We start from the raw sequence: 25987 nt of genomic DNA, 5'->3' as shown, positions 1-25987 counted from the left end.
GCGGACCGAACGGCCCAACAAACCCGCAGGGCTCCGGCACCTCGTCGTGCCGGAGCCCTGATGCCGTGTCGGAGCCCCCGATCAGGCGTGTGGTCATCCCAGCGCGCCCCCGCAACGCTAGGTGCCGTTCCGACTGCATGAAGTATGTCCCAGGTCCACCCCGTCGGCGGTTTCCTTCCCCAGGGACCCTCTCCCGGTGGATTTCTTCTGTACGCCCTAGGTAGACGTCTCTTACTCACGAAAGGTTCGAAGTAATCCACTTTCCGATCCGGCGGATCAGCTCGGGCGTCGCCGCGGCCTCGGCGTGGCCGTACCCCTGCTCGATCCAGAGCCTCTTCGGCTCCCGCGCCCCGTCGAAGATCTGGTGCGCGTGGTCCAGCGGGAAGAACCCGTCGGCGTCCCCGTGCACCACGAGCAGCGGCGTGGGGGAGATCGACGCGGCCGCCTCGTGCGGCGGCACCGGCACCGGGTCCCACTGCCCCCGCGCGATCCGCGTGCGCTTGGCCACCCGGGCCGCCCACCTGCCGACCGGCTGCTCGATCGCCCAGTGCACCTGCCGCATCGGCTTGGTGCCCCGGTAGTACCAGCGGGCCGGGGCGCTCACCGACACCACCGCGTCCACGCCGCCGAGCAGCCCCGCGTGCCGCAGCGCCACGGCCGCGCCCATGGAGAACCCGACCACGGCCACCTTGGGGTAGCCGATCACCCGCGCGTGCCGTACGGCGGCGTCCACGTCGAGGATCTCCAGGTCGCCCACGGTGCTCTCGCCGCCGGAGCGGCCGTGCCCGCGGAAGTCGAACGCGACCACGCCGCCGTAGCCGCTCAGGACGTGCGTGATGCGCCGCGTGGCGCGGTCGCGCCAGGAGCCGGTGAACCCGTGGGCGACGACGATGCCGAGCCCGGGGCGGGCGGACGGGGTGTGCGCGGCGTCGATGCGGACGCCGTCCTCGGTACGGAGCATGACGGGAAGATTCGGGGCGAGCGGCATGCTTCCGAGCTTATGAGGACGGATTCTCACGCTCGTGCTCGGCCGCCCACACGGCGATCTGGGCGCGGGAGGTGAGGCCGAGCTTCTCCATGATGTTGGCGACGTGCCTGGCGACCGTGGCGGGGCTGATGACCAGCTCCGCCGCGCAGGCCCGGTTGCTCAGCCCTCTGGTGAGCAGGACGGCGATCTCCCGTTCGCGGGGCGTCAGCGTCACGTGGCGCAGCTCGCGTACGGCGGCTCCGGCCGCGGCGGCGGGCGGGAGCGTGGCCTGGTCGAGGATCCGCCCGGCCACGGCGGCCGGGTCCTGCTGGGCGCCGGTCGCCCACAGCAGCGCCACGCGGCCCTCGCCGAGCTTGTCGCGGGCGCTCGACAGCAGCTCCTGGGTGCGGGCCGGGACGTCGTGCTGGCCGATCGACTCGCGCAGCGCCCCCGCCGCCGCGGCGGCCAGGACCGCGCCGTCGAGGTCGCCCTCGGCCTGCGCGAGGACGGACAGGGTGACCAGCGCGCGCACGACGCCGCCGCGGCTGCCGGCCTTCCTGCTGAGCGCGAGGCCGGCGGCCACGTTGCTCCGGGCGGCGGGGAAGTCGTGCCGCAGGGCGGCGACCCGGGCGGCCAGCGCCCGGCAGCGGGCCAGCTCGACCAGGTTGTCCAGCTCCTCCAGCAGCGGCAGCGCCGCCGTGTGGTGCCGCATGGCGGCCTCCAGGTCGCCACTGGCCTCCGCGACCGTCCCCAGATGGGTCAGCACCCTGGCGAGCGTCCAGTGGTGGCCGCTCTCCCGCGCCAGGGCCAGTGCCTCCTCGCCGATCCGCCGCGCCTGGCGCGGCTGCCCCTGGAACAGCGCCAGGTTGAGCCGGGCGATGCGGGCGGTGGCCATGTTGAACAGGTCGTCGTGCTCGGCCGTCGCCTCCTCCAGCTCGCGCAGGTGGCGCAGCGCCGTGTCGCCGCGGCCGAGGCGGAAGAAGACGGTCAGCGCGACGCTGTAGGTGACGCCGAGCCAGTGCGTGTACGGGTGACGCCGCTGCTCCTCGATGCTCTCCTCGATCAGCTCGGCGGCCCTGGCCAGCTCGTCGCGCGTCTCCAGCGCGTACGCGAGCGCGCCCTTGGCCACCGCGACCACATCGGCGGGCACGTCCGACAGGTCGAGGCGCAGCAGCCGCTCGTGCCAGCCGACGCTCTCGCGCAGGTCGCCGCGTACCGCGAGGATCGCCAGGGCGGCGCGGGCCAGCCGCAGGCCCAGCTCGGCCGCGCCGGACTCCACCGCCCAGTCGACCGCCGACTGGCAGTCGCCGAGCAGCGCGCGGCCCCTGGCGAAGTGGACGGCCCGCTCGGGCCACGGGAGCCTGCGCTCCAGTGAGCCGCCCTCGTAGCAGCGCTCCATCTCGGCGCAGACGACGCGCAGGTGCCGCCGGCGCAGCATCGGCTCCTCGCCGGACTCGCGCAACCGCCCGGCCGCGTAGTGGCGGATGGTCTCCAGCAGGTGGTAGCGCCCGCCGCCGCCGTGGTGAAGAACCAGCGACTTGTCGACCAGGCCGCTGAGCAGGTCGAGCACGTCACCCTGGCGCAGGCCGGGGCCCGCGCACACCTGCTCGGCCAGGTCGAGGTCGAAGCGGCCGGCGAACACCGACAGCCTGCGCAGCAGCACCCGCTCCCCCTCCTGGAGCAGGTCGTGGCTCCACTCGACCGTGGCCAGCAGGGTGCGCTGGCGGGCGTGCGCGGTGCGGTCGCCGGTGGTGAGCAGGCGGAACCTGTCGCCGAGCCGGTCGTCGATCCGGTCGGCGATGCGCCCGGGGTCGAGCACGCTCGTACGGGCCGCCGCCAGCTCCAGCGCCAGCGGCAGCCCGTCGAGCGCCCGGCACAGCCGGGTGACGCCGGCCGTGCCGCCGGTCACGGCGCGGGCCCCGGCGGCGGCCGCGCGCTCGACGAACAGCAGCACCGACTCGGCGTCAGGGTGCCGCTCGTCGGGCAGGTCGAGCGGCGGCACCCGCCAGACCAGCTCACCGGGGATGCGCAGCGGCTCGCGGCTGGTGAGCAGGAAGCGCAGCTGGGGGCAGTCGGCGATCAGGCCGGCCACCAGCTCGGCGCACGACTCGACCAGGTGCTCGCAGTTGTCCAGCAGGATCAGCGTTCTGGCGCCGCTCAGGCGGGCGCGCAGCCCGTCGAGCAGCCGCCCCGGCCCCTCCTCGCGGACGCCGAGCACGCCGGTCATCTCCCGCAGGACCAGCCCGGGATCGTCGAGGCGGGCGAGCTGGACCAGCCAGACGCCGTCGGCGAAGCCGGGCAGCGCCGTGGCGGCGACCCGCAGCGACAGGCGGGTCTTGCCGATGCCGCCCACACCACAGAGCGTGACCACCCGCTCGTCGTGGACCAGCGCGGTGAGCTCCGCAACGTCACGATCCCTGCCGACGAATCGGTTGGGCTCTGCGGGGAGGTTGTGCTGGACGTGCGGAGTCATGATGGCGGCCCGGCTGTCGAGGGAAGATCAATCTCCCCTAGTCTTTCGTGCTTCAGGGACCGGCGCGATCACTTTCCGTGGAGATCTCGCGACCGGCTGGATACGCGCGCAGATCCGCGACGCTCACCACGAGGCGCACCCGCGACTCCTTCGCCGCCTCCAGGGCGTGCGGCAGATCGGAGATCATCAGCCGTGCGCAGCTGGCCAGCATCCTCTCGCGCAGCCTCGGCGCGTCCAGCTCCGGCGGGATCGGCCAGACGATCCCACCCGCGGCTATCACGGCGTCGGTCGCGACGAGCAGATCGGGGCCGACGCCCAGGCAGATGAGCACCGTGTCGCCCGCGCGCACGCCTCGGCGTCGCAGCTGGACGGTCGCGGCGGCCGACCTCTCGTCCAGTTGCCGTTCGGTGAGACACAGACCGGTGCCAGAGTCCACCATGACGATGCGCTCCTCCATGTCGACCACGCTATGGAGGGCGTCTCATGCACACATGGGGCGGAATATGCAGATCGCTATGCAGAACCTTGCTCGGCCGCCCAGACGGCGATCTGGGCGCGGGAGGTGTAGCCGAGCTTCTCCATGATGTTGGCGATGTGCCTGGCCACGGTCGCGGGGCTGATGACCAGCTCCTCGGCGATGGCCCGGTTGGACAGGCCCCTGGTCAGTAAGGTCGCGATCTCGCGTTCGCGGGCGGTCAGCAGGGAGTGCCTGATGGGCTGCTCGGCCACGAGGGGGCCGGTCAGCGCGGGCCGCTCGCCCCGCCCGCGCCGGTCGTCCCGCGCGCCCGGCCCGTCCGGCAGGTCCTGCGGGCCCTGCTCGGCCACGTCGCCCGTGAGGACGTGGCGGGCGGCCTCCTCCGGGCTCATCGTCCTGCCGCACGCCCAGAGCGCGGCGGTGCGCCCCTCGCCCAGCTTGCCGCGGGCGCGGGTGAGCAGCTCGTCGATGCGCAGCGTGGCGGCGTGCTGGCCGATCGACTCGCGCAGCGTGGTGGCCGACGCCGCGGCCAGCACGGAGCTCTCCAGGTCGCCCCGGCCCTCGGCCAGCACCGACAGGCCGATGAGGCACCGGGCCACGCCCTGCCGCTGGCCGGTCTGCCGGCTCAGCGACAGGCTGGTGGCCAGCCGCCGCTGGGCCGTCCCGAAGTCGTGCAGCATCGCCGCCACCCTGCCCAGCCGGGCCAGGCAGCGGGCCAGCTCGTTGTCGCAGCCGATCTCCTCCAGCCATGGGACGGCCAGCTCGTACTGGGCCATGGCCGTCACCAGGTCGCCGCGCGCCTCGGCGACCGCGCCGAGCTGGATCGCGATCCTGGCCAGCAGCCAGCGATGGCCGTGCCGCCGGGCCGTGGCCAGGGCCTCCTCCCCGTAGCGCTGGGCCTCGCGCAGCCGGCCGCGCGTCAGCGCGACGGCCGACAGCCCGGCCAGGCCGGAGGCCTCGTTCCACCGGTCGCCCGCCGCCGTGGCCACGGCCACGATCTGCTCGGCCAGCTCCCCCGCCTCGTCGGCCCGGCCCAGCCGGAGCAGGACCATGATCTGCAGCGCGCGGGTGGCGCACGCCGAGAAGGGGTCGTCGCCCATCCCCTCCAGGCTCTCCGTGGCCAGCTCCAGCGCGCGGCCCAGCTCGTCGCGGCCCTCCAGCCCATAGGCCAGGTACGCCTGCGCGTGCGCGATCCGCTCCGCCGGCACGTCGCTCAGGTCGAGCGCGAGCAGCCGCTCCATCCAGCCGACGATCTCGGCCGGGTTGACGCTGAACGGCAGCAGGCTGGTGCTGTGGACGCACAGCCGCAGCCCCATCCGCACGTTCCCGGACTCGATCGCCCAGTCGAGCGCGGCCCGCTGGTCGTCGACCAGGGCGCGGCTGGCGCTCAGCGCGGCCAGCCGCGCCGGCCACGGCACGGCGGGCTCGATCATCTCCGTCCGGAAGTGGCGTACCTGCAGCTCGCAGAGCACCTCCAGGTGCCGGTCGCGCAGCGTGCCGCCCTCGGCGGCCTCCGCCAGGCGCTCGGCCGCGAAGTGCCTGATCGTGTAGAGCAGGCGGTAGCGCCTGCGCTCCTCGTCGCACAGCACGAGCGACTTGTCCACCAGGGCGCCGAGCAGGTCGACGATCTCACCGCGGTGGATGGGCCGCTCGGCGCAGATTTCCTCGGCCAGCTCCAGGTCGAACGACCCGGCGAACACCGACAGCCTGCGCAGCAGCACCTGCTCCTTTGCCGAGAGCAGGCCGTGGCTCCACTCGACGGCGGCCAGCAGCGTGCGCTGCCTCGGCGGCGCCGTACGGCCGCCCGTGGTGAGCAGCGAGAAGCGGTCGCCGATCCGGTCGGCGATCTGCCCGGGACTGAGCAGGCTCGTCCGGGCCGCCGCCAGCTCCAGCGCCAGCGGCAGCCCGTCGAGCGCCCGGCACAGGCGCACCACGTCGGGTCTGCTGGCCTCGCCCAGCCGGGTGCCCGCGGCTGTGGCACGGTCCAAGAACAGCCGCACCGACTCGGCGTCGGGATGGCGCTCGTCGGGCAGGTCGAGCGGCGGCACCCGCCAGATCAGCTCGCTGGCGATGCGCAGCGGCTCGCGGCTGGTGGCCAGGATGCCCAGGTCGTGGCAGGAGGCGACGAGGTCGGCCGCCACGTGCGCGCAGCCGTCGACGAGGTGCTCGCAGTTGTCGAGCAGCAGCAGGCAGCGGGCGCCGCGCAGGCGGCCCTTGACGGTGTCGAGGAGCGGGCGGGCGCCCTCCTCGTGGACGCCCAGCACCCGCGCCAGCTCCTGGACGACCAGGTCGGCCCGGGTGAGCCTGGCCAGCTCGACGAGCCACACGCCGCCCGGGTAGGCCGGCACCGACCTGGCGGCGACCCGCAGGGCCAGCCGGGTCTTGCCGATGCCGCCGACCCCGGAGAGGGTCACCACGCGCGTCTCGCCCAGCAGCCCGCACAGCTCGTCGACGTCACGCTCGCGGCCCACGAACCGGTTGGGTTCGGCGGGCAGGTTGTGACGGAGAGGCTCGGACATGTGTTCACCCTGCGTCGCTGAAGGATCACACTCTCCCACAGTGTCGCACTTTTCAGCGGGCGAGCGAGCTGATGACCGCCCTTTCGTCGACGACCCGCAACGTCGGGTCGCCGAGCAGGCGTCTGGCCAGCTCGTACGGCGCGATCACCAGCGTCGCCTTGCGCTCGTGGGCGAGCACCCGGCAGCCGATCAGGCTCGGGCCGTTGGCGACGACCACGTGAGCGCCGTTCATCATCGCCAGGTCGAGCACCCTCAGCCCCTTCAGCGGGTCGCTGACCGCGGCGAGCACGACGTCGTCCTTGCCGATCACCAGCCGGGTGGCCAGCGCGCGCAGGTCGGTCGCCAGCTCGTCGTGGTCGTAGACGCGCTCGCCGTCCGCGCTCAGCGCCGGGCCCGCCAGCGGGCCGAACTCGACCGTGCGGTCGCCGATCAGCTCGGCGAACGGCAGCGCGCCGGGCGTCGGCTCGAAGGAGAAGACCTGCCGCACGTCGGTCGTCAGGGGGTCGTACCCGCGCTGCGTGATCATCATCGGCGCCGTGCCGGACGGGTTGAGCACCGCCACGCCGCCCGACCAGGCGACGCTGTGGACGGCCACGGCGAACCCCGCCCCGAGCGGCGCGTTGATGATCACGCGGTCCCCGTAGCGGAGTCCGTGGCGGCGCAGGCCCGCCGCCGCGTGCGTGACCCTGCGCGCGAACGCGGAGTACGACAGCGCCTCTCCGGTTCTCACGTCGCTCACCGCCGGCTGGTCCCCCTGCATGGCGGAAGCGCTCAGCACCAGCTCTGTCCAGCTCATGACCGCCAATGTAGGCAGCCTTGACCTCCAGGACATGCGCACAAATGTGCAACCGTCTATGTACGTCGAGGATTCTCCATGTAGAGCGGGAGCGGCTCGATCACATATGTCACTTATGGCCATGCAGCCCGCGCGGCCGACCGGACACTTGTGTCCCCGGCCGCCGGCCGGGGACACGCCCCTAGGCTGGTTTCATGGCGGACTCCACCGACCGCATCCTCGACGCCGCGTACGCGCGGATGCTGGAGCACGGGCTGCGCCGCCTGACCGTGGACGACGTCGCCAAGCAGGCGGGGCTGTCGCGGATCACCGTCTACCGGCGCTTCTCCCGCCGGAGCGAGCTGATCCAGGGGGTGATCCTGCGCGAGCTGCGCCGGTTCCTCCAGGCGTTCGAGCAGGCCGTGGCGCCGCTGCCGACGACGGCCGACCGGGTGACGGAGGGCTTCGCGGTCACGCTGCGCCTCGTGCGCGGCCACCCGCTGCTCAGCAGGCTGCTCGCGAGCGAGCCGGACATGATCCTGCCGCACCTCACGCTGGAGGCGGGCCCCTACGTCGCGGTCGCCAGGCAGTACCTCGCCGCCCGCCTGGACGTGCCGGAGGCCGAGGCGGTGGCCGAGATGTTCATCCGGGTCGCGCTGTCGTTCGTGCTGATCCCGGACAGCGCCGTACCGCTGGGCAGTGACGCCGAGGCACGGGCGTACGCGAGGAGGCATCTCGTCCCGCTCCTGCCATCAGAGGGGATCAACTAGACTTATAAGGCCGCGACTTCGCGCGGTCGGCCCCCACGAACACAGAGCGAGACGTCATCATGCCTTTGAACAGCCGCGACGACCTGCGGAACATCGCGATCATCGCGCACGTCGACCATGGCAAGACCACACTGGTCGACGCCATGCTCTGGCAGTCCGGGGCGTTCCGCGCCAACCAGGACGTCGACGACCGCGTCATGGACTCCAACGACCTCGAGCGCGAGAAGGGCATCACCATTCTCGCCAAGAACACCGCCGTGCGTCACGGCGGCATGACCATCAACATCATCGACACGCCCGGCCACGCCGACTTCGGCGGCGAGGTCGAGCGCGGGCTGTCGATGGTCGACGGCGTCGTGCTGCTGGTCGACGCCTCCGAGGGGCCGCTGCCGCAGACCCGGTTCGTGCTGCGCAAGGCGCTGGGCGCCAAGATGCCGGTCATCCTGTGCATCAACAAGGTGGACCGGCCCGACGCGCGCATCAAGGAGGTCGTGGACGAGGTCTACGAGCTGTTCATGGACCTCGACGCGACCGAGGAGCAGATCGACTTCCCGATCGTCTACGCCTCGGCCAAGGCGGGCCGCGCGTCCATGAACCGTCCCGCCGACGGCGGCATGCCCGACTCGGACGACCTGGAGCCGCTGTTCGACATCATCAAGTCGACGATCCCGGCCCCCACCTACGACCCGAGCGCGCCGCTGCAGGCCCACGTCACCAACCTCGACGCCTCCTCCTACCTGGGCCGCATCGCGCTGTGCCGGATCCACCAGGGCGTGATGCGCAAGGGCCAGCAGGTGGCCTGGTGCCGCACCGACGGCTCGATCCAGCGAGTGAAGATCACCGAGCTGCTGATGACCGAGGCGCTGGAGCGCAAGCCGGCCGAGGAGGCCGGTCCCGGCGACATCATCGCGATCGCCGGCATTCCCGACATCATGATCGGTGAGACGCTGGCCGACCCCGACGACCCGCGCCCGCTGCCGCTCATCACGGTCGACGAGCCCGCCATCTCGATGACCATCGGCACCAACACCTCGCCGCTGGTCGGCAAGTCCAAGGGCTCGAAGGTCACCGCCCGGATGGTCAAGGACCGCCTCGACAGGGAGATGGTCGGCAACGTCTCGCTGCGCATCCTGCAGACCGACCGGCCCGACGCCTGGGAGGTGCAGGGCCGCGGCGAGCTGGCGCTGGCCATCCTGGTCGAGCAGATGCGCCGCGAGGGCTACGAGCTGACGGTCGGCAAGCCGCAGGTGGTCACCAAGACCGTCGACGGCAAGGTGCACGAGCCGGTCGAGCGCCTGACGGTCGACTGCCCGGAGGAATACCTGGGCGCGGTCACGCAGCTCCTGGCCGTCCGCAAGGGCCGCATGGAGCACATGACCAACCACGGCACCGGCTGGATCCGGATGGAGTTCGTGGTCCCGGCGCGCGGCCTGATCGGCTTCCGCACCGAGTTCCTCACCGAGACGCGCGGCACCGGCCTGGTGCACCACGTGTTCGACGCCTACGAGCCGTGGTTCGGCGAGCTGCGCACCCGCAACAACGGCTCGCTGGTCGCCGACCGCTCGGGCCCGGTGACGGCCTTCGCCATGCTCAACCTCCAGGAGCGCGGCACCCTCTTCGTCTCCCCGACGACCGAGGTGTACGAGGGCATGATCATCGGCGAGAACTCCCGGTCCGACGACATGGACGTGAACATCACCAAGGAGAAGAAGCTCACCAACATGCGCTCCTCCACCAGCGAGGAGACGGAGAAGGTGATCCCGCCGCGCCAGCTGTCCCTGGAGCAGGCGCTGGAGTTCATCCGCGAGGACGAGTGCGTGGAGATCACGCCCGGCGCGGTCCGCATCCGCAAGGTGGTCCTCGACGCCGCGACCCGCGGCCGGACGGCGGCGCGCGCCAAGCGCGCCTGAGCGGTCGCGCGCCGAGCGCGCCCGAGCAGTCGCGCGCCAGGCGCGCCCGAGTGTCCCCCCGCCCGATACCGGCGCCGGGCGGGGGAAATTCGCCGTTGCCGGTACCTCTGTCGGCAGATGCGTGAATCATGCATGCGTGACGAGGATGATTGGCGCATTACTGGCGTTGATTTCTGCGGGTGCGATCGTCTGGTGCACGGTGGCCGCCAGGCCGGTGCCCGCCACCCCACAGGCGGCCCCCGTCTCCGAGCGTGAGCCCTGGGACCTGCTGGACGATCAGACCCCGCCGCAGGTCGAGGCCGGCCGGCAAGCCACCACCGAGGTCCTCGTCACCAGGGCCGGGCGGGGCGACCTCAGCTCCGTGCCGGAGGGGCGGCTCGACGAGCGCCAGCGCCAGGTCAAGGTCACCATCGTCCACCGGCTGCGGATGAACCAGGCCGACCCCCTGGCCGCCACCCTGCGGCAGGGCACCGGCTTTCCCGGCCTCATCCAGCACTTCACCGACGACGCGTTCGGCGCGGTCAAGCTGGGCGGTCTCGCGCTGGTCGCCACCACGCGGCCCGCGCCGGTGCTCGTCACGGGCGGCGGGATCACCACGGCGGAGTTCCGGGTGACGCTGCTGCGCCAGTTCAGCTCCGGCGCGCTGATGACGCTCGAGTTCAACGCGCCCGGCGCCCGGCCGCTCATCGTGGTGCAGCGGACGATCACTCTCATGCCGGGCGAATGGACCGTTCTGCGCACCTCGGGCATTCCCAAGCCCCTGGTGGAGGTGGCCGACCAGCTGCGGTTCGCGGTCGGGCTGTACCCGGTGACCGTGACGCTGGCCCAGGACTCCTACGGCTTCCCCGACGCGCAGCCGCAGGACGACTTCTCTTGGGGGACCACTCTCGGCGTGCTCACCGGGGTCGCGCTGATCGTCTTCCTGGTGCGCGCGCTCGGCCGGGCGTGGTGGGACCGGCGCCCCAACCGCGAGCTCACGGTGGGGATGGCCGTGATCGTGCTCGTCGTGCTGGTGCCGATGGTGGCGCCCGAATGGGAGCTCGCCGCGTACATAGCGCTGTTCGTGGCGGTGCCCGCGCTCACGATGCGGCACGCCGGCCGGGTGGTGCCCACCAGCCCGCCGTGGACCACCCGCGACATGCTGGTGGTGACCGGGATGGGGTTCCTGTTCGGTCTCGGCATGCTGTCCTGGTCGTGGCTGCACGGGCAGCTCGACGCGGCGACGCTGGTCGTGGCCTCCCTGGTCGCGGCCGTGTCGGCGGCGGGGGCCGCGGTGGCCTTCAGCGCCGACCTGGGCATCCGCGTGGTCGTCGTACGGCTGGCGGTGCTGTCGGCCGAGGCGGCGATCGGCCTGCTGGCGCTCGCGCTGTGGGGCAGGGCGCTGCTCGACGACGTCTACCCCCCGGACAGCATCCGGCTGCTGCTGGCGCTGTGCTGGGCGCTGATCCCGATCGCCGCCGTCGCCGTCGCCACCAGGAAGTGGACCCGCGCCGCGGTCGTCGGCGCCGTCCTGGTGAGCCTGCTGGTGCAGGGCTGGCCGACGGAGTGGCTGAACGCCGGGTCGTGGAGCCTGCCCACCGTCGAGCCCGAGCTGCCCAAGGTCGGCATCCTGCCGCTGGACCCGCTCGTACGCGGGGTGCTGGGCCTGCTGTTACTGGTGTTCGTGCTGCTGGTGCTGCGGCTCAGGCGGCTCGGCGGCTCCCTGGCCGGGCTCGACCACCCCGCGACGCAGGCCAACGTGATCGTCTGCCTCATGGTGCTCTACCTCACCCCGCGGGGCAGCGCCACGCTGGCCGACAGCAACGTGCCGCTGCCGCTGCTGGCGATCACCTCGATCGTGGCCTGGGCAGCGGCCCGCTGGCTGCTGGCGGACCCGCCTCCCGCCGTCTCCGAGCCCGCCTCGCCCGAGGAGCACCGGGTGATGGTCAGGGCCGCGCTGCACAAGCGGCTGCTGCTCATCTCCGAGCAGGAGCTGTACCGCCTCGGCCGGGGCAAGCTGGGCGCCGGTGAGCTGACGATGACGGAGTTCGACGCCCAGCGGCACGACCTGGAGGCCGCGCTGCGCGAGCACGGCGGCCATCCCGAGACGGCCCTGGCCACCTCCGCCGCCTGCACGCCCTGGCACAACGGGGTGCACGCCTTCGTGGTCAGCCTGCTGCTCAGCTCGCCGTTCGTGCTCGTGTTCGGCTGGCCGACCGGGGTGGACCTGACCACGGTCGTCTTCGACGCCCGCTACCTGCTGACGCTGCCCGCGTTCGGGTTCCTGTTCGGCTACTTCTACCCGCGGATCCGGGGCACCCAGCCGATGACCAAGGCCCTGTACCTCATGTCGGCCGCGCTGCTCACCGAGCTGTCGGCGTACGTGCCGGCGCTGTTCGAGCCGGACATCGGGGTCATGGACAAGGTGCAGGTCGTGGCCATCGTGGTGGGCGAGGTGGCGCTGGTGTGCATCGGGCTCGGGCTGTACTGGGAGTGGCGGATCATGCACCTGGCCGGGGAGCCGTGGGCCCGGGTGCGCAACATCCGCAGCGTCCGCAGCCTGGCCACGCCGCTGCTGGCGGTCATCATCGCGGCGGGCACCACGGCGGCGACGTCGGCGGCCGGTCAGACCGTGGACCGCATCCTCAAGGGGGACCAGGTGTCGTCGGCGCCGAAGTAGCGCGCAGCACCACGTAGCCGTCCCGCTCGTACGCCTTGCGGTAGCCCCTGGACTCCAGCAGCCGTACGCGCTCGCGCTGCTCCTCCAGGCTCTGGAACGGGAACGTCAGCTCCCCCACGTCGGCCACCACCCACGGCGCCCAGCGTGGCGTGCGGTCCCACAGCAGCACGGTCGTCCGCCCCGACAGGGCCGGCCCGAGCCGGTTGGCCACCTCCACCTGAACGCCGCCGGGCACGACGGCGACGGCCCCGGCGGCGGCCCGCTGGCGGGCGTCGTGCTGGTAGGTGACCGGGTCGGCGAGCTGGGCGAGAGAGTTGTAGGGCACGCTGACCAGCCCGAACGCGAGCACTCCGGCCGCCCAGACCTTGGTCGCCCGTCCCGCGCGCGGATCGTCGCCCGCCCGCCTGTCCCTCATCCTCCGCACGCCGTCCACGCCCGCCGCGAAGACCACCACCACGACGAAGGCGTTGTAGTGGAAGTGGGGCTCCCACCAGTTGGGGAAGGAGCTGGCCAGCATCCGCTCGGCGAGCAGCGGCACCGCCATGATCATCAGCGGGGACAGCAGCGCCGCCCCCAGCGTGAGGCCGAGCAGCAGGGCCAGCGTCATCAGCTTGACCGGCGGGCTCCAGAGCTGCGCCAGCACGGCCCCGGGATCGCTCAGCGCCGTGCGCGCGACGCCGCCGAAGTCGGCCCCCAGCGCCCCGTACGCCCAGTAGTAGTCCGCCCGGCCGCCGAACAGCGGAATCAGCACCTGCGAGGCCAGCCACGTGTGCGCCAGGCCGCCCGCGACGAACCCGCCGCCCATGGCCCGCCAGCCGCGCCGGGTGAGCAGCACCACCCCGAACCCGGCCACCAGCAGCCCCATGTCCTCCTTGACCAGCAGCAGCGCGAGCGCCGCCAGGACGACGTGGACGCGCCTGCCCGCCTGCCACCGTTCGAGCAGGACGGCGGTGAGCAGCGGCGCGAACGCGGCCTCGTGGAAGTCGAACGCGATCGTCTCCACCACGGGCCAGGACAGCGCGTACGCGGCCGCGACGCAGTGCGCCTCGGCCCGCCCCAGCAGCCGCCTGGTCAGCGCCCACAGCGGCACCGCCGCCGCGGCCAGCAGCACCGCCTGGGCGACGAGGAGCGTCCGCGGGCCGTCGAACAGCCAGTAGAGCGGCGCGAGCACGGCCAGGATCGGCGACCAGTGGTCGCCCAGGGTGGAGAAGGCCGGGCCGAAGCCGTTGTGCACGCCCTTGACGACGGCGATGGGCAGGTCGCCGCGGGAGTAGGAGCGTACGGCCTGGTCGAAGATGACCAGGTCGTACGAGCTGGCCCGGAAGTCGGCCAGGCGGGTCAGGGAGTGGGTGGCGTAGAGGGCGGCGGCCGTGACCGTGATCGCCGCCAGGATGACCCGGTCACGCCACGGCGCCGCCGTCACCGGCGCCCGGGCCGGCGCGGGCTCCCGCACGGCCACCCCTCGGCTGTCGTCCATCGGTGTCAGCGGCGGGGCAGCTCGCTGCCGCGCACGTGCGCGCCCAGCCAGTCGACCAGGGGGCCGAACGCGCGCCACGACTCCCGTACGCGCTCCAGCACCTCAGCGGTGTGCACCCACGGCTCGGGCTCCCACCGGCGGCCGGCGTAGAGGGACCTGTGCCGCAGCAGGTCGAGACGGGGATGGTCGTCGGCCACGCCTCGCGGGCGGGTTTTGAGCCGGTCGCCGTCGATCGTGTAGCCGGCGTCCTCCAGGGCGGTCACGATCTGCTCCAGCGGCTTGCCCGTCAGGTCCTCGTCCACCGCCGCGCGGTAGCGGGCCAGCTGGTCGGAGGCCTCGTTGTAGCAGCCGCCGGCCGCGTAGAGGCCGTCGGCGCCGACCTGGACGTACAGGCCGATGCTCGGGGCCAGCGCCACGAACGCGCCCTGATGGTTCTTGTACGGCGACTTGTCCTTGGCGAAGCGGACGTCGCGGTAGGGGCGGAACAGGGCGGCCTGCCCGAACTCGCCCGCCAGCTCACCGGCGAGCGCCAGCATCGGCTCACGCACCGCTTCCTCGTAGAAGTGCTTGTGCCGATTCCAGTAGGTCTTGCTGTTGTCCGCCTCAAGGCCCTCGTAGAACACGAACGCCTCGTCCGGGAAGCCGGTGAAACCCATGCCGTCAAGAGTGCCATGCCACGACGACAAGTTGACGCGCGCCGGTCACCCGGCCGGGCGCGCCGGTCACCGCGCCGTGTACATCCGGCCGGGCGCCGGTGTCCTGCCGTACAGCTCGGAGATCGTCACCAGCGTGTAGCCCTTCTTGGCCAGCAGGTCGAGCAGGCCGGGCACCGCCTCGACGGTGGTGCGGTGGATGTCGTGCATCAGCACGATCGCCCCCACCCCCGCCCGGCCCGCGCGCCTGGTCACGACGGCGGGCACCCGGTCGCGCCAGTCGAGCGTGTCGACGCTCCACAGGATCTGCGCCAGCCCCTCGCGCCGCGCCTCGGCGGCCACCCGGCGGCTGGTGGCCCCGTACGGCGGGCGCATGACCCGCATCCGCACGCCGGTCAGGCTCTCCACCAGGTCGCCGGTGTGCTTGAGCTGGAAGCGCAGCGCGTGGTCCGACAGCTCGGGCAGCGACAGGTGGCTCCACGAGTGGTTGCCGATCTCGTGGCCCTCGGCCACGATGCGGCGCGTGCAGTGGCCGCCCTTGTCGGCGGCCACCATCTGCCCGACCACGAAGAACGTGGCCCTGACGCCCCGGTCGCGCAGCAGGTCGAGCAGGCCGTCGGTGTAGTCGCCCGGCCCGTCGTCGAAGGTGAGCGCGACGCACTTCAGGTGGGCGCAGTCGATCCTGCGTGCCCGCGGCCAGCCGGGCTGCATGGACTCCAGCTTCTTGGCCAGCTTTCCCGGGTCCATGACAGCGGGCGGCCGGGCCGCCACGTGACCGCGGTGGACCACCGGGCGCGCCCCGCAGCCCGTCACCGCCATCAGCATCGCCAAGGACACTCCCCACGCCCACATGCTTCCCCCCGAAAGCGTGTGCGGGGTTCAGGGATATTCCTGCACCGGATTCCCCCGCAGCTCCTTGGCCAGGTCGTTCCACCAGAGCGGGACGCTCGCCTGCAGCTCGGCGTGGCGACGCGCCACCCGCATGGCACAGCCAACCGGATCCGTACCCAGATGGCGGCGTTTCACCGCACCCTCCTGCCAGCGGTAGAAACCATCCCTGTACCGCACGACCAGCCCGATCCACACCGAAAGGGTGGCGTCATCGCCTATTTCATACGCACTGGTGACGCCGAGACCGTGCAGCTCCGCGTGGAGCTTCTCCGTCGCGGCGCGGACATCGGTCACGCGCCACCCCCAGCCGACGATTCGTCGCACACACCGGGATGTACCCACCATCCGGCATCAGCCGTCAAGGACATGGAGTAATCATGAAACTCCAGAAGGTGATCCGGGGGCTGTTCCGTGTTATTGGTCGGGGACCTCTTTCGGCTCCGCCACGACCATGACCAGCCGGAGCGCCTCCTGCCCCAGGTTGGCGTACCTATGGGGACGGTCGGCGGTGAAAAGCACGGCGTCATCGGTTTTGATGGTGTAACTCCGGCCGTACACCGTGAGAGTGAGTTCACCCTCCAGGACGGTGAGCATCTCTCGCGTGCCGGGCTGGTGGGCGTCGCCGTCGTGGTGGGCGCCCGGCTCCAGCCGCCAGTCCCACAGTTCGAGGATCATCGGCTCGTCCGCGCCGATCAGCAGCTTCGCCTGTGAGCCGCCCTGGGCGAAGGTGACCACGTCCGCCTTGTCCACCACCCGGACCGTGGGGACGTCGGAGACCTCGACCAGGCGGGCGACGGTGACGCCCAGCGCGGAGGCGATCCGGGTGAGGGTGGAAACGCTCGGGTTCGTACGGGCCTGCTCGACCTGGACCAGCATGCCCCTGCTCACCCCGGACCTCGCCGCCAGCGCGTCGAGGGTCAGGCCGCGGTGCGAGCGCTGGGCGCGCACGTTGTTGGCGATGGCCTGGGTGATCGTCTCCGGGTCTTCCATACGGTGCAGTCTAGTGAAAACCAATTGCACTATATTGCACCTAATGTGTTGTACTGCCGGTACAACCCACTGAACTGGACGGTGAGAGCCTTGACCGCGGTGATCCTCGCGACGGCCTGCGCGATCGTGTACGGCACGGCCGACTTCTTCGGCGGCCTGGCCACCCGGCGATCCCGCGTGTTCTCGGTCGTGGCGCTGTCTCAGCTCGCCGGGCTGGCACTCATCCTGGCGCTGCTGCCGCTGCTGCCGGGCCGGCTCACCGACCAGGCGCTGCTGTGGGGGGTGGCCTCGGGCATCGCCGGGGCGGCCGGGCTGGTGCTGTTCTACCGGGCGCTGGCGACCGGCGTCATGTCCGTCGTCGCGCCCACGACCGCGGTCACCTCCGCGGCGCTGCCGGTCATGTACGGCCTGGCCACCGGCGAGCGCCCTCAGCCCATGGCGCTGGCCGGGGTGGTGCTGGCCCTCGGCTCGGTGCTCCTGGTCAGCCAGGACCGGTCAGGGAAGAGGAGCGGCTCCATCGGCTCGGTGCTGATCGCCCTGGCCGCGGGGGCCGGGTTCGGCGGGTTCTTCATCCTGCTCGCCCTGGCGCCGGACGACGGCGGGCTGTGGCCGCTGGTGGGGGCGAGACTGTCGTCGGTGACGCTCGTGGTGCTGCTGGCCGTGGCGGCCCGCCGCACGCTCAAGCCCGGCGGCGGCTCGCTGCACATCATCGTCGCGGCCGGGGTGCTCGACATGGTCGCCAACGTGCTCTACCTGCTGGCCAAGCAGGAGGGGCTGCTGAGCCTGGTGGCGGTGCTGGTCTCGCTGTACCCGGCGAGCACGTTGCTGCTGGCCAGACAGGTGCTCGGGGAGCGGCTGCACGCCATCCAGGTGGCGGGGGTCGCCTGCGCGCTGGGCGCGGTGGCGCTCATCGCGGTCGCGTAGGACAAGCCGCGACGGGACGCGCTGGTCACCCCTGTCACCGGGCGCGCTGCTCACCGCTGTCACCGGGCGCGCTGGTCACCGTCGTCGCTGGGCGCGCCGTTGACACCGTCCGGCGCGGCCGGATGACCTGTGGCGTTGCGCCGCATTCAAGCGCTTGTTACGTTTCGCCCGTGCGCCGTGACCGGGCACGTCCAGACCGTGAGTCGTTCAAGCACGTGGCGGTGCCGTACGACTCTGCTGACGCCTTCCTGGCGTTGATCGTGCCCCGAGTGCGCGCTGCGCTGGCCGATGACCGGCGCGTGCTCGTGGTCACCGACCCGGGCAAGCTCAGGCTGCTCGACGAGGCCCTCGGCCCCGACGCGGGCAGGATCGACCGGCGCGACTCCCGTACCTGGTACCTGCATCCGCACCGCACGCTGGCCGCCTTCCACGAGTACACCCGCAGCCGGCGCACGCTGGTGATCGGCGAGCCCACCTGGAGTCACCACAACGAGCGTGACCTGCGCGAATGGATCCGCTACGAGTCCGTGCTGAACGCGGCGCTGGCCGACGCGATGACCGTCGTGCTGTGCCTGTACGACCCGGCCCGGGTCCCCGCCGCCGTGCTGGAGTACCAGCCGGCGATCCACCCCTGGTCGCTGGAGGCCGGCGGGGAGGTGGTCAGCACGGGCTTCGTCCAGCCGCACGACCTCGTCCTGAACGGCGACCTGACCCCGCTGCCGGCGCCGAGCGGCCGAGTCGAGACGGTGCGCTTCACCGCGCAGGAGATCAAGGGCCTGCGGGTCACGGTCCGCGACTACGCCAGCGCCGCCGGGATGGACGTGAACCTCATCGGCTCCCTGGTTCTGAGCGTCTCGGAGATCGCCGCGAACAGCGTCGAGCACGGCGCCGGCCACGGCATGATCAAGATGTGGGTGAGCGGGAGGGAGATGGTCTGCGAGATCGCCGATCCGGGCGGCGCGCTGGACGACCCTTTACCGGGCTACATACCACCGGAGCCCGAGTCCCCGAGGGGATACGGGCTCTGGATCAGCCGTCAGCTCTGCGATCACGTCGATCTGCGGGCGGAGGACGGGACACTCCGCGTCCGGCTGCACATGGGGCTGGGAGATTGACCGGTTGCCCGAGCAGGGGTGACTAGGCGGCGTGCTGGGCGGGCACCCGCACCGTGCCCTCCTCGTGGGCGTACCCCTCCAGCATGGTGCGCAACTGGCGGCGGCCCCGGTGCAGCCGGGACATGACCGTGCCGATCGGCGTGCCCATCCGCTCGGCGATCTCCTTGTAGGCGAACCCCTCGACGTCGGCCAGGTAGACCGCGACGCGGAAGTCCTCGGGCAGGGAGCGCAGCGCGTTCATCACCATGCTGTCGGGCAGGCGGTCGAGCGCCTCCGTCTCGGCCGACTTCAGGCCGGTCGAGCTGTGCGACTCGGCCGCGTGGAGCTGCCAGTCCTCGATCTCCTCGGCGGCCGACAGCTTGGGCGAGCGCTGCTTCTTGCGGTAGTCGTTGATGAAGTTGTTGGTCAGGATCCTGTGCAGCCACGCCTTGAGGTTGGTGCCCTCGCGGAACTGGTGGTACGAGGTGTAGGCCTTGGCCACCGTCTCCTGGACCAGGTCCTCCGCGTCCGCCGTGTTGCGGGTCAGACGCATGGCGGAGGCGAACAGCTGCGACGTCACGGGCACGACATCGCGCTCGAACCAGTCCTGGCGCTGCTCGTCGGTCATAGTGATCAAGTCTTTCCCCCTCGCGCTATCCCCCGTCTCGGCACAGGCCGCTGACAGCGGTTCCCATTCTCGCAATCCCCTCGTAAGGGCCGCGTTAGCGGTTCCGCCTGGTCAGAGAGGTGCAGGTCCGTCTTGCTCGCGGCATGCGTCATCACGTCCACGGCCGGACTAGTCTCATTATCATAACACTATCCCTCCATTTTTGGAGAAAAAGTGGTCGGAGTCACATCGGATAGCGTATGGACATGGATTTTGTGGACCGTCACGACGCGAAGGCGCGGCACTGGGTGACGGAGGCCATCCGTACGGTGGAGGCCGACGCCAACCGGAGCTGTGACACGCACCTTCATGTCTTCCCGCTTCCCCCGCACTGGGGGGTAAACCTCTACTTGAAAGACGAATCAGTACACCCCACAGGTTCACTCAAACACCGACTTGCTCGATCTTTGTTCCTGTACGGCCTGGCGAACGGCTGGATCGGCCCCGCCACCACGATCGTGGAGGCGTCGAGCGGATCGACGGCGGTCAGCGAGGCCTACTTCGCCCGCCTGCTCGGCCTGTCGTTCATCGCGGTGATGCCCGCCGCCACCTCGCCGGAGAAGATCGCGCTGATCGAGTTCTACGGCGGCAAGTGTCACCTGGTCGAGGACCCGGGCGCGATCTACGAGGAGTCGCACCGGCTGGCCGGGGAGACGAACGGCCACTTCATGGACCAGTTCACCTTCGCCGAGCGGGCGACCGACTGGCGCGGCAACAACAACATCGCCGAGTCCATCTTCGCCCAGATGTCCATGGAGCCGCACCCGGAGCCCGCCTGGATCGTCGTGGGCGCGGGCACCGGCGGCACCTCCTCCACGATCGGCCGCTACATCCGCTACCGCCGCCACCCCACCCGCCTGGCGGTGGCCGACCCGGAGGGCTCGGCGTTCTACCCGAGCTTCGTCTCGGGCGACCCCGCGCTCACCGCGCCGGGCTCGCGCATCGAGGGCATCGGCCGGCCCCGGGTGGAGCCGTCGTTCCAGCCGGACGTCATCGACCGCATGATCGCCGTACCGGACGCCCGGTCGATCGCCGCCATGCACTGGGTGCGCGAGGTGACCGGCCGCGACGTGGGCGGCTCGACCGGCACGAACGTGGCCGCCTGCGTGGACCTGATCCGCGAGATGCGCGCGTCCGGCACCCGGGGCAGCGTCGTCACGCTGATCTGCGACGGCGGCGAGCGCTACCGGGGCACCTACTGCGACCAGGACTGGCTCGACGCCCAGGGACTGGACACCGAGCCGCACCTCGCCGACCTGAGAGCGTTCCTGCCGTCCTAGCCGACCTGAGAACGTTCCTGTCGTCCCAGCCGACCTGAGTGCGTCCCTGCCGTCGTAGACGTGCCCCCTCACCTGCGCCCTCTTTCCTGATTTAGGTGACCCTAAATTAGGTTAGGTCTGCCTAAGCTGGCATACTTCACCAGGATCAGGCCGACGCTGAGGAGGAGCCGCGTGACCGCTACGGCTGTGGCGCCGCGCCTGCGCGGCATTCAGCACCGGCGGTTCACCGTCCTGATGATTTTGCTGGCGGCGGTCCTCGCCGGGGTGGTGCTGAGCGTCACGATCGGCGCCAAGCCCGTCCCGCTCGCCGACGCCTGGCACGCCCTCACCGCGCCCACCGGCAGCGAGAACGACATCGTCATCCGCTCGCTCCGCCTGCCCAGGACCGCGCTCGGCGTGGTGGCCGGGCTGGCGCTCGGCGTCGCGGGCGCGCTCATGCAGGGCCACACCCGCAACCCGCTCGCCGACCCCGGGCTGCTCGGCGTCACTCAGGGCGCGGCGTTCGCCATGGTGGCCTCGATCATCCTGCTCGGCGCCTCCAGCCTGCTCGGCCACATCTGGTTCGGCCTGGCCGGGGCCCTGCTGGCCAGCGCCGGCGTGTTCGCGCTCGGCATGGTCGGCGGGCGCGGCGGCCCGACCCCCGTCACGCTCGCCCTGGCCGGCACCGCCGTCAGCGCCTTCCTGTACGCGCTGACCTCGGCGATCGTGCTGCTGGACGAGCAGGCGATGGACGTGTTCAGGTTCTGGCAGGCCGGCTCCATCGCGGCCCGCGGCTCCGAGGTGGTCTGGCAGGTGCTGCCGTTCATCGTGGCCGGGCTGGTGCTGGCGATGGTCAACGCGCCCGGCCTGAACGCCCTGTCGCTCGGCGAGGACGTCGCCCGTGGCCTCGGCCAGAACATCCCACTCACCCGCGCCGTCGGCGTCACCGCCGTCACCCTGCTGTCCGGCGCGTCGGTGGCCGCGTGCGGGGCGCTGGCGTTCGTCGGGCTGATCGTGCCGCACCTGGCCCGCTCGCTGTCGGGCACCGACCACCGGTGGCTGCTGCCGTACTCGGGGCTGGTCGGGGCCGCGCTGCTGCTGCTGGCCGACGTGATCGGCCGCGTCGTCGCCCCGCCCGGCGAACTGGAGGTCGGCGTGGTGCTGGCGCTGCTCGGCGCGCCCTTCTTCGTCGTCCTGGTCCGCCGCAGGAAGCCGGTACGGCTGTGACGAGCACGCTCGCGCTGCGGATGGGCGGCGTGTCCTGGCAGGTGCGCCCGCGCGGCGTCGCCGTGACGCTCGGCGGCCTGGCGCTGCTCGCCCTGCTCATGGCCATGAACATGCGCATCGGCGACATCCGCATGAGCCTCGCCGAGGTCGTCCGGGGGACGTTCGACGTCACCAGCGCCCACAACTTCGTGATCATGGAGCTGCGCCTGCCCCGCGCGCTGACCGGCGCCCTGGTCGGCGCCGCGCTGGCGCTGTCCGGCGCGATCATCCAGTCCATCGCGCGCAACCCGCTCGCCTCCCCCGAGATCCTCGGCGTCACCACCGGCGCCTCCGTCGCCGTCGTGGCGGGCGTGGTGGCCAGCGGCAGCCTGTACGGCGGCGCCGCCGGCCTGCTCACCACCGTCGGCACCCCCGTTCTCGCCCTGCTCGGCGGCCTGGCCGGCGCTTCGACCGTGTACGCGCTCGCCTGGCGGCGCGGCCTGGACGGCTACCGGCTGGTCCTGGTCGGCATCGGCGTGGCCGCCGTGTTCACCAACGTCAAGTACTGGCTGCTGACCGTCGGCGACGTCAACGACACCGCCCGCGCCATGGTCTGGATCAGCGGCTCGCTCAACGGCCGCGGCTGGGAGCACGTGGTGCCCGTCGCGCTCGCGCTGGCCGTACTGGTGCCGCTGACGCTGCTCGGCACCCGCTCCCTCGACGCGCTGCGCTTCGGCGACGACACCGTCACCGCGCTCGGCGTGCGGGTCGACCCGGCGCGGGCCCTGATGATCCTGGCGGCGGTGCTGCTGGCCGCCGTCGCGACCGCCTCGGCGGGGCCGATCGCGTTCGTCGCGCTGGCCGCGCCGCAGATCGCGCTCCGGCTCACCCGCTGCGCGCGGCCGCCGCTGCTGTCGTCGGCCGTGGTCGGCGCCGTCCTGACCTCGGGCGCCGACCTGCTCGCCCGTACCGTCTTCTCCCCCATCGAACTCCCCGTCGGCGTCGTGACCGCTGTCCTCGGCGCCCCGTACCTGATCCACCTCATCTGGAGGGCGAGAAAATGAGACTCCAGGCCGTAGACGTCAAGCTCGGCTACGGGGACCGCACCATCGTCGACGGGCTGGACCTCGGCATCGAGGCGGGCACGGTCACCACGATCATCGGCCCCAACGGCTGCGGCAAGTCCACCCTCCTGCGCGCCCTCGGCCGGCTGCTCAAACCGCAGGGCGGCGAGGTGCTGCTCGACGGCAAGCGCATCGACCGCACCCCCACCCGCGAGGTGGCCAAGGTCCTTGGCGTGCTGCCGCAGGCGCCGACCGCGCCGGAGGGGCTGACCGTGGCCGACCTGGTGGCCAGGGGCCGCCATCCGCACCAGACCTGGTACCGGCAGTGGTCGTCCGACGACGAGGCGGCCGTGGGCGCGGCCCTGTCCATGACCGGGCTGGCCGACCTGGCCGAACGTCCCCTGGACGAGCTGTCGGGCGGGCAGCGGCAGCGCGCGTGGATCTCCATGGCGCTGGCCCAGGGGACGGACCTGCTGCTGCTCGACGAGCCGACGACGTTCCTGGACCTGGCCCACCAGGTGGAGGTCCTGGAGCTGGTACGGCACCTGCACGGGGCGGCCGGGCGGACCATCGTCATGGTGCTGCACGACCTCAACCTGGCGGCCCGCTACACCGACCGGCTGGTGGCGATGCGCGACGGCCGGGTGGTGGCGGCCGGGGAGCCGCACGAGGTGCTGACGGAGGAGCTGCTGCGGGCGGTGTTCGAGCTGGACGCCAAGGTCATCGCCGACCCGGTGGCGGGCACGCCGCTCGTGGTCCCCATCGGCACCCACCGCTAGCTCCGGCCGGGTCCGCGCCCGCCGTCCACCAACCGGCTCGGGCCGCGCCCGTCGTACGTCGGCTGACTCAGCTCGGCCGACGCCCGTCCTACGTCGGCTGACTCAGCTCGGCCAGCGCACGGCGTACGTCCTCGTCCTCGGGGGCCAGCTCGCGGGCCCGCCGCAGGTCCGCGCGCGCCCTGCCGAGCAGCGCGTGAGCGTCCGCCGGCGGGCGCCCAGCGGCGTCCGCCCTGAGCGCCAGCGAGCGGTTGAACAGCGCCTCCGCCGTCTCCTCCAGCTCGATCGCCCGGCCGAGATCGGCCGCGGCCGCCTCGTGGTCGCCCTCCTCGTACGCCACCGCTCCCCGCCCCGCCCAGGCCGCCGCCAGGCCGGGATCACGTTCGAGCGCCGACTCGTACGCCTTGCGCGCCCCCACCGGATCCCCCAGCGCGGCCTCGATCTGCCCGAGCACGCACAGAAGGTAGGGGTTGTCCGGATCCCGTTCGGCGTCCGCCCTGGCGCCGTCCAGGTCGTCCAGCGCCACCAGCAGCCCGGCCCTGTTGACGTAGGCGTCGGTGAAGCCGGGGTCCAGCTCGATCGCGTAGTCGAGGTCGGCGAGCGCCCCCGCCAGGTCGCCCTGGGCGTAGCGGATCTCCGAGCGGTTGTAGTACGGCTCCGGGAACGGCGGCCCCAGCCGCATGGCCGTCTCGTAGTCGGCCAGGGCCCGCTCCGGCCTGCCGAGCCGGTGCAGCAGGTTGCCCCGGTCGAGGTAGGGGTCGGGGTAGCCGGGGTCGGCGGCGATGGCGGCGGACAGGTCGGCCAGCGCGCCTTCGGGATCGCCCAGCAGGGCGGTGAGCTGGGCGCGGTTGGCGCGCAGCACGGCCTTGTGCACAGGATGGCCGGGCAGGTCGCGTTCGGCGAGGTCGATGGCGGCCTGGACGAGCCGCAGCGCCGCCTCGTGCTCACCCAGTCGGGTCTGCACGAGCGCCTTGCCGTTGAGGTCGAACCCCAGGTGGAAGGCCCGCTCGCGGGGGTCGGGCAGCAGCGAGGTGAGCGCGATGGCCTCGTTGATCCAGGCCATCGCCTCCCGCGGGTCACGCCTGCCGGGGTCGTGGTGCCTGACCAGCAGCATCGCGGTGGCGTAGGCGGCGGTGGCGCGGTGCTTGGGGTGCGTGCTCACCCGCCTGGCGCGGTCGAGCAGGTCGCGGGCCTCGTCCTCGCGGTCGAGCGCGGCCAGCGCGGTGGTCGTGCGGTGCAGCGCCTGCCACCACTCCTCGCCGTCCTCGGCGAGCGTGGGCAGCACCGCCGCCCCGGCCTCGGCCATGGCGTGGTGGAAGCCCTCGTCGCGGTAACGATCGAGGTCGAGGGGGACCCTGGAGGTCAGGGGGGAGGCGCTCGGGCCGTCCGCCGGCTCGACGGTGATCGTGAGCAGCCCGGCGGGCACCCGGCGCCCCAGCACGGTCAGCAGCTCGGTGTCCGTGGGGTCGGCGGCGTGCGCGTTCAGCACCCGTACGGACAGCGGCCCTCTGACCGCCAGCCGGTCACGGACGAACTCGGCGATCCCGTTGGCCAGCCGCAGCGTCCGCAGCCGCCCGGGGACCAGGATGCGCTCCTCGCGCGGCAGCCCCGCCGCCACCGAGCCGCGCGAGGGCCGGACGCCCAGCGCCGGCGCAGCGGCGCGGATCTCGACGTCGTGCGCGGCGACCAGCTCGGCCGCCGCTCCTGGGACCAGGATGCCGAGCAGCCCGGCCGCGAGCGTGTACGGCCCCTCGCGGCCGCGATCGGCGTCGAGCGTGATCTCGTCCAGCGTCGTCCCCCGGGTCTCGCGACGGGGCCGGCGTCTCCACCACAGACACCGACCCCCCGTTCCTGCGTCAGGTCAGGCGGCGTGCTTGGGAGTCGCGGCGCCGGTCAGTTTGACGGTTCCCGGTTTGTGGACGACGACCTTCTTCATGAGCGCTCTTTCCGATCAAGGACGGACGACCGCTCAATATCAACACGGCCTACGTCAAACAACAACCCATTCCTCGGTAAGCGACATTTCCGCTTTATTTTCCACTTTCATCACCGAGAATCGCGTCCACGAACACCTCCGGATCGAACGGCGCGAGATCGTCCGGCCCCTCGCCGAGCCCCGCCAGCTTGACCGGAACACCCAGCTCCCGCTGCACCGAGATGACGATGCCGCCCTTGGCGGTGCCGTCGAGCTTGGTCAGCGCGATGCCCGTGATGTTGACGACCTCGGCGAACACCTGCGCCTGGCGCATCCCGTTCTGGCCCGTGGTGGCGTCGAGGACCAGCAGCACCTCGTCGACCGTGGCCTTCTTCTCGATGACCCGCTTGACCTTGCCCAGCTCGTCCATGAGGCCCGTCTTGGTGTGCAGGCGGCCGGCGGTGTCGACGATGACCACGTCGACCTTCTCCTCGATGCCCCGCGCCGTGGCGTCGAACGCCAC

General features: G+C 72.0%; 21 protein-coding genes and 1 pseudogene. 9 read left to right on the top strand and 13 right to left on the bottom strand.

Translation table 11 applies throughout. The annotated features are described in order from the left end of the window. Positions 1-235 precede the first annotated feature (235 nt). From KME77_RS05485 to KME77_RS05465, 5 genes are read right to left on the bottom strand one after another with little or no spacing between them, the layout of a single operon-like run. Positions 236-988 (bottom strand): alpha/beta hydrolase, encoded by a 753-nt coding sequence (locus KME77_RS05485; protein ID WP_219462572.1) that lies wholly within the window; start codon positions 986-988, stop codon positions 236-238. A gap of 10 nt (positions 989-998) precedes the next feature. Further along, positions 999-3440: an ATP-binding protein gene (locus KME77_RS05480; protein ID WP_219462571.1), complete on the bottom strand. Its 2442-nt coding sequence runs from the start codon at positions 3438-3440 to the stop codon at positions 999-1001. A gap of 52 nt (positions 3441-3492) precedes the next feature. Beyond that, the gene (locus KME77_RS05475; protein WP_219462570.1) at positions 3493-3897 is read right to left on the bottom strand and encodes an AMP-binding protein; all 405 of its coding nucleotides are present in this window, start codon (positions 3895-3897) and stop codon (positions 3493-3495) included. 56 nt (positions 3898-3953) lie between these two features. Further along, positions 3954-6434, bottom strand: a complete 2481-nt coding sequence (locus tag KME77_RS05470; RefSeq protein WP_219462569.1) for a LuxR C-terminal-related transcriptional regulator — start codon at positions 6432-6434, stop codon at positions 3954-3956. Between the two features lie 52 nt (positions 6435-6486). Beyond that, entirely contained in the window at positions 6487-7230 is a 744-nt protein-coding gene (locus KME77_RS05465) for an AMP-binding protein (RefSeq protein WP_219462567.1), read from the bottom strand. Positions 7231-7424: 194 nt separating this feature from the next. Between KME77_RS05465 and KME77_RS05460 the strand changes: the two genes are divergently transcribed. The 3 genes from KME77_RS05460 to KME77_RS05450 all read left to right on the top strand — a co-directional run bounded on the left by KME77_RS05460 (position 7425) and on the right by KME77_RS05450 (position 12548). Beyond that, entirely contained in the window at positions 7425-7979 is a 555-nt protein-coding gene (locus KME77_RS05460) for a TetR/AcrR family transcriptional regulator (RefSeq protein ID WP_219462565.1), read from the top strand. 59 nt (positions 7980-8038) lie between these two features. Beyond that, a complete protein-coding gene (gene typA, locus KME77_RS05455) occupies positions 8039-9889 on the top strand; it encodes a translational GTPase TypA (RefSeq protein ID WP_219462563.1) in 1851 nt (616 codons plus the stop codon). A gap of 136 nt (positions 9890-10025) precedes the next feature. Continuing rightward, positions 10026-12548: a hypothetical protein gene (locus KME77_RS05450; RefSeq protein ID WP_219462562.1), complete on the top strand. Its 2523-nt coding sequence runs from the start codon at positions 10026-10028 to the stop codon at positions 12546-12548. Here KME77_RS05450 and KME77_RS05445 read toward each other — a convergent pair. From KME77_RS05445 to KME77_RS05425, 5 genes are all read right to left on the bottom strand, one after another. Then, positions 12514-14025 carry a DUF2079 domain-containing protein gene (locus KME77_RS05445; RefSeq protein ID WP_219462560.1) on the bottom strand — a complete coding sequence of 504 codons (1512 nt, stop codon included), beginning with the start codon at positions 14023-14025 and terminating at the stop codon, positions 12514-12516. The two genes, KME77_RS05450 and KME77_RS05445, sit on opposite strands and share 35 nt — an antisense overlap. 5 nt (positions 14026-14030) lie before the next feature. After that, positions 14031-14681, bottom strand: coding sequence for a DUF2461 domain-containing protein (locus KME77_RS05440; protein ID WP_219462558.1), 651 nt, complete (start codon positions 14679-14681; stop codon positions 14031-14033). Positions 14682-14747: 66 nt separating this feature from the next. Further along, a complete protein-coding gene (locus KME77_RS05435; RefSeq protein ID WP_219462577.1) occupies positions 14748-15503 on the bottom strand; it encodes a polysaccharide deacetylase family protein in 756 nt (251 codons plus the stop codon). A 54-nt stretch (positions 15504-15557) separates the two neighbouring features. Then, a complete protein-coding gene (locus tag KME77_RS05430; protein WP_308250560.1) occupies positions 15558-15893 on the bottom strand; it encodes a hypothetical protein in 336 nt (111 codons plus the stop codon). Positions 15894-15983: 90 nt separating this feature from the next. After that, a complete protein-coding gene (locus tag KME77_RS05425; protein WP_219462556.1) occupies positions 15984-16559 on the bottom strand; it encodes a helix-turn-helix domain-containing protein in 576 nt (191 codons plus the stop codon). A gap of 99 nt (positions 16560-16658) precedes the next feature. On the opposite strand from KME77_RS05425, the gene KME77_RS05420 reads away from it, so the two are divergent. Next, complete coding sequence (locus KME77_RS05420; RefSeq protein ID WP_308250561.1) at positions 16659-17483, top strand: EamA family transporter; 825 nt, start codon at positions 16659-16661, stop codon at positions 17481-17483. A 170-nt stretch (positions 17484-17653) separates the two neighbouring features. Then, complete coding sequence (locus tag KME77_RS05415; RefSeq protein WP_219462554.1) at positions 17654-18598, top strand: anti-sigma factor RsbA family regulatory protein; 945 nt, start codon at positions 17654-17656, stop codon at positions 18596-18598. Between the two features lie 22 nt (positions 18599-18620). Here KME77_RS05415 and KME77_RS05410 read toward each other — a convergent pair whose 3' ends face one another. Beyond that, positions 18621-19205 (bottom strand): sigma-70 family RNA polymerase sigma factor, encoded by a 585-nt coding sequence (locus KME77_RS05410; protein ID WP_246609210.1) that lies wholly within the window; start codon positions 19203-19205, stop codon positions 18621-18623. 245 nt (positions 19206-19450) lie between these two features. Between KME77_RS05410 and KME77_RS05405 the strand changes: the two genes are divergently transcribed. From KME77_RS05405 to KME77_RS05390, 4 genes are all read left to right on the top strand, one after another. Further along, complete coding sequence (locus tag KME77_RS05405; RefSeq protein ID WP_219462552.1) at positions 19451-20524, top strand: PLP-dependent cysteine synthase family protein; 1074 nt, start codon at positions 19451-19453, stop codon at positions 20522-20524. Between the two features lie 171 nt (positions 20525-20695). Continuing rightward, positions 20696-21730: a FecCD family ABC transporter permease gene (locus KME77_RS05400; protein WP_308250559.1), complete on the top strand. Its 1035-nt coding sequence runs from the start codon at positions 20696-20698 to the stop codon at positions 21728-21730. Beyond that, positions 21727-22773 (top strand): FecCD family ABC transporter permease, encoded by a 1047-nt coding sequence (locus KME77_RS05395; protein WP_308250558.1) that lies wholly within the window; start codon positions 21727-21729, stop codon positions 22771-22773. The genes KME77_RS05400 and KME77_RS05395 overlap by 4 nt, the downstream gene beginning before the upstream one ends. Further along, the gene (locus KME77_RS05390) at positions 22770-23552 is read left to right on the top strand and encodes an ABC transporter ATP-binding protein (RefSeq protein WP_219462551.1); all 783 of its coding nucleotides are present in this window, start codon (positions 22770-22772) and stop codon (positions 23550-23552) included. Before KME77_RS05395 ends, KME77_RS05390 begins: the two co-directional genes overlap by 4 nt. Before the next feature lie 88 nt (positions 23553-23640). Here the strand turns inward: KME77_RS05390 and KME77_RS05385 are convergent, their stop codons facing one another. Both KME77_RS05385 and KME77_RS05380 read right to left on the bottom strand, forming a co-directional pair. Next, positions 23641-25167 carry a tetratricopeptide repeat protein gene (locus tag KME77_RS05385; protein ID WP_308250557.1) on the bottom strand — a complete coding sequence of 509 codons (1527 nt, stop codon included), beginning with the start codon at positions 25165-25167 and terminating at the stop codon, positions 23641-23643. Between the two features lie 412 nt (positions 25168-25579). After that, a pseudogene (locus KME77_RS05380) lies at positions 25580-25987 on the bottom strand (signal recognition particle-docking protein FtsY); the annotation flags it as partial.

Source organism: Nonomuraea rhizosphaerae, assembly GCF_019396405.1.
Taxonomy (GTDB): Bacteria; Actinomycetota; Actinomycetes; order Streptosporangiales; family Streptosporangiaceae; genus Nonomuraea; species Nonomuraea rhizosphaerae.
Note: the sequence above shows the minus strand (reverse complement) of the source record. Positions and strands in the feature narration are given on the sequence as shown.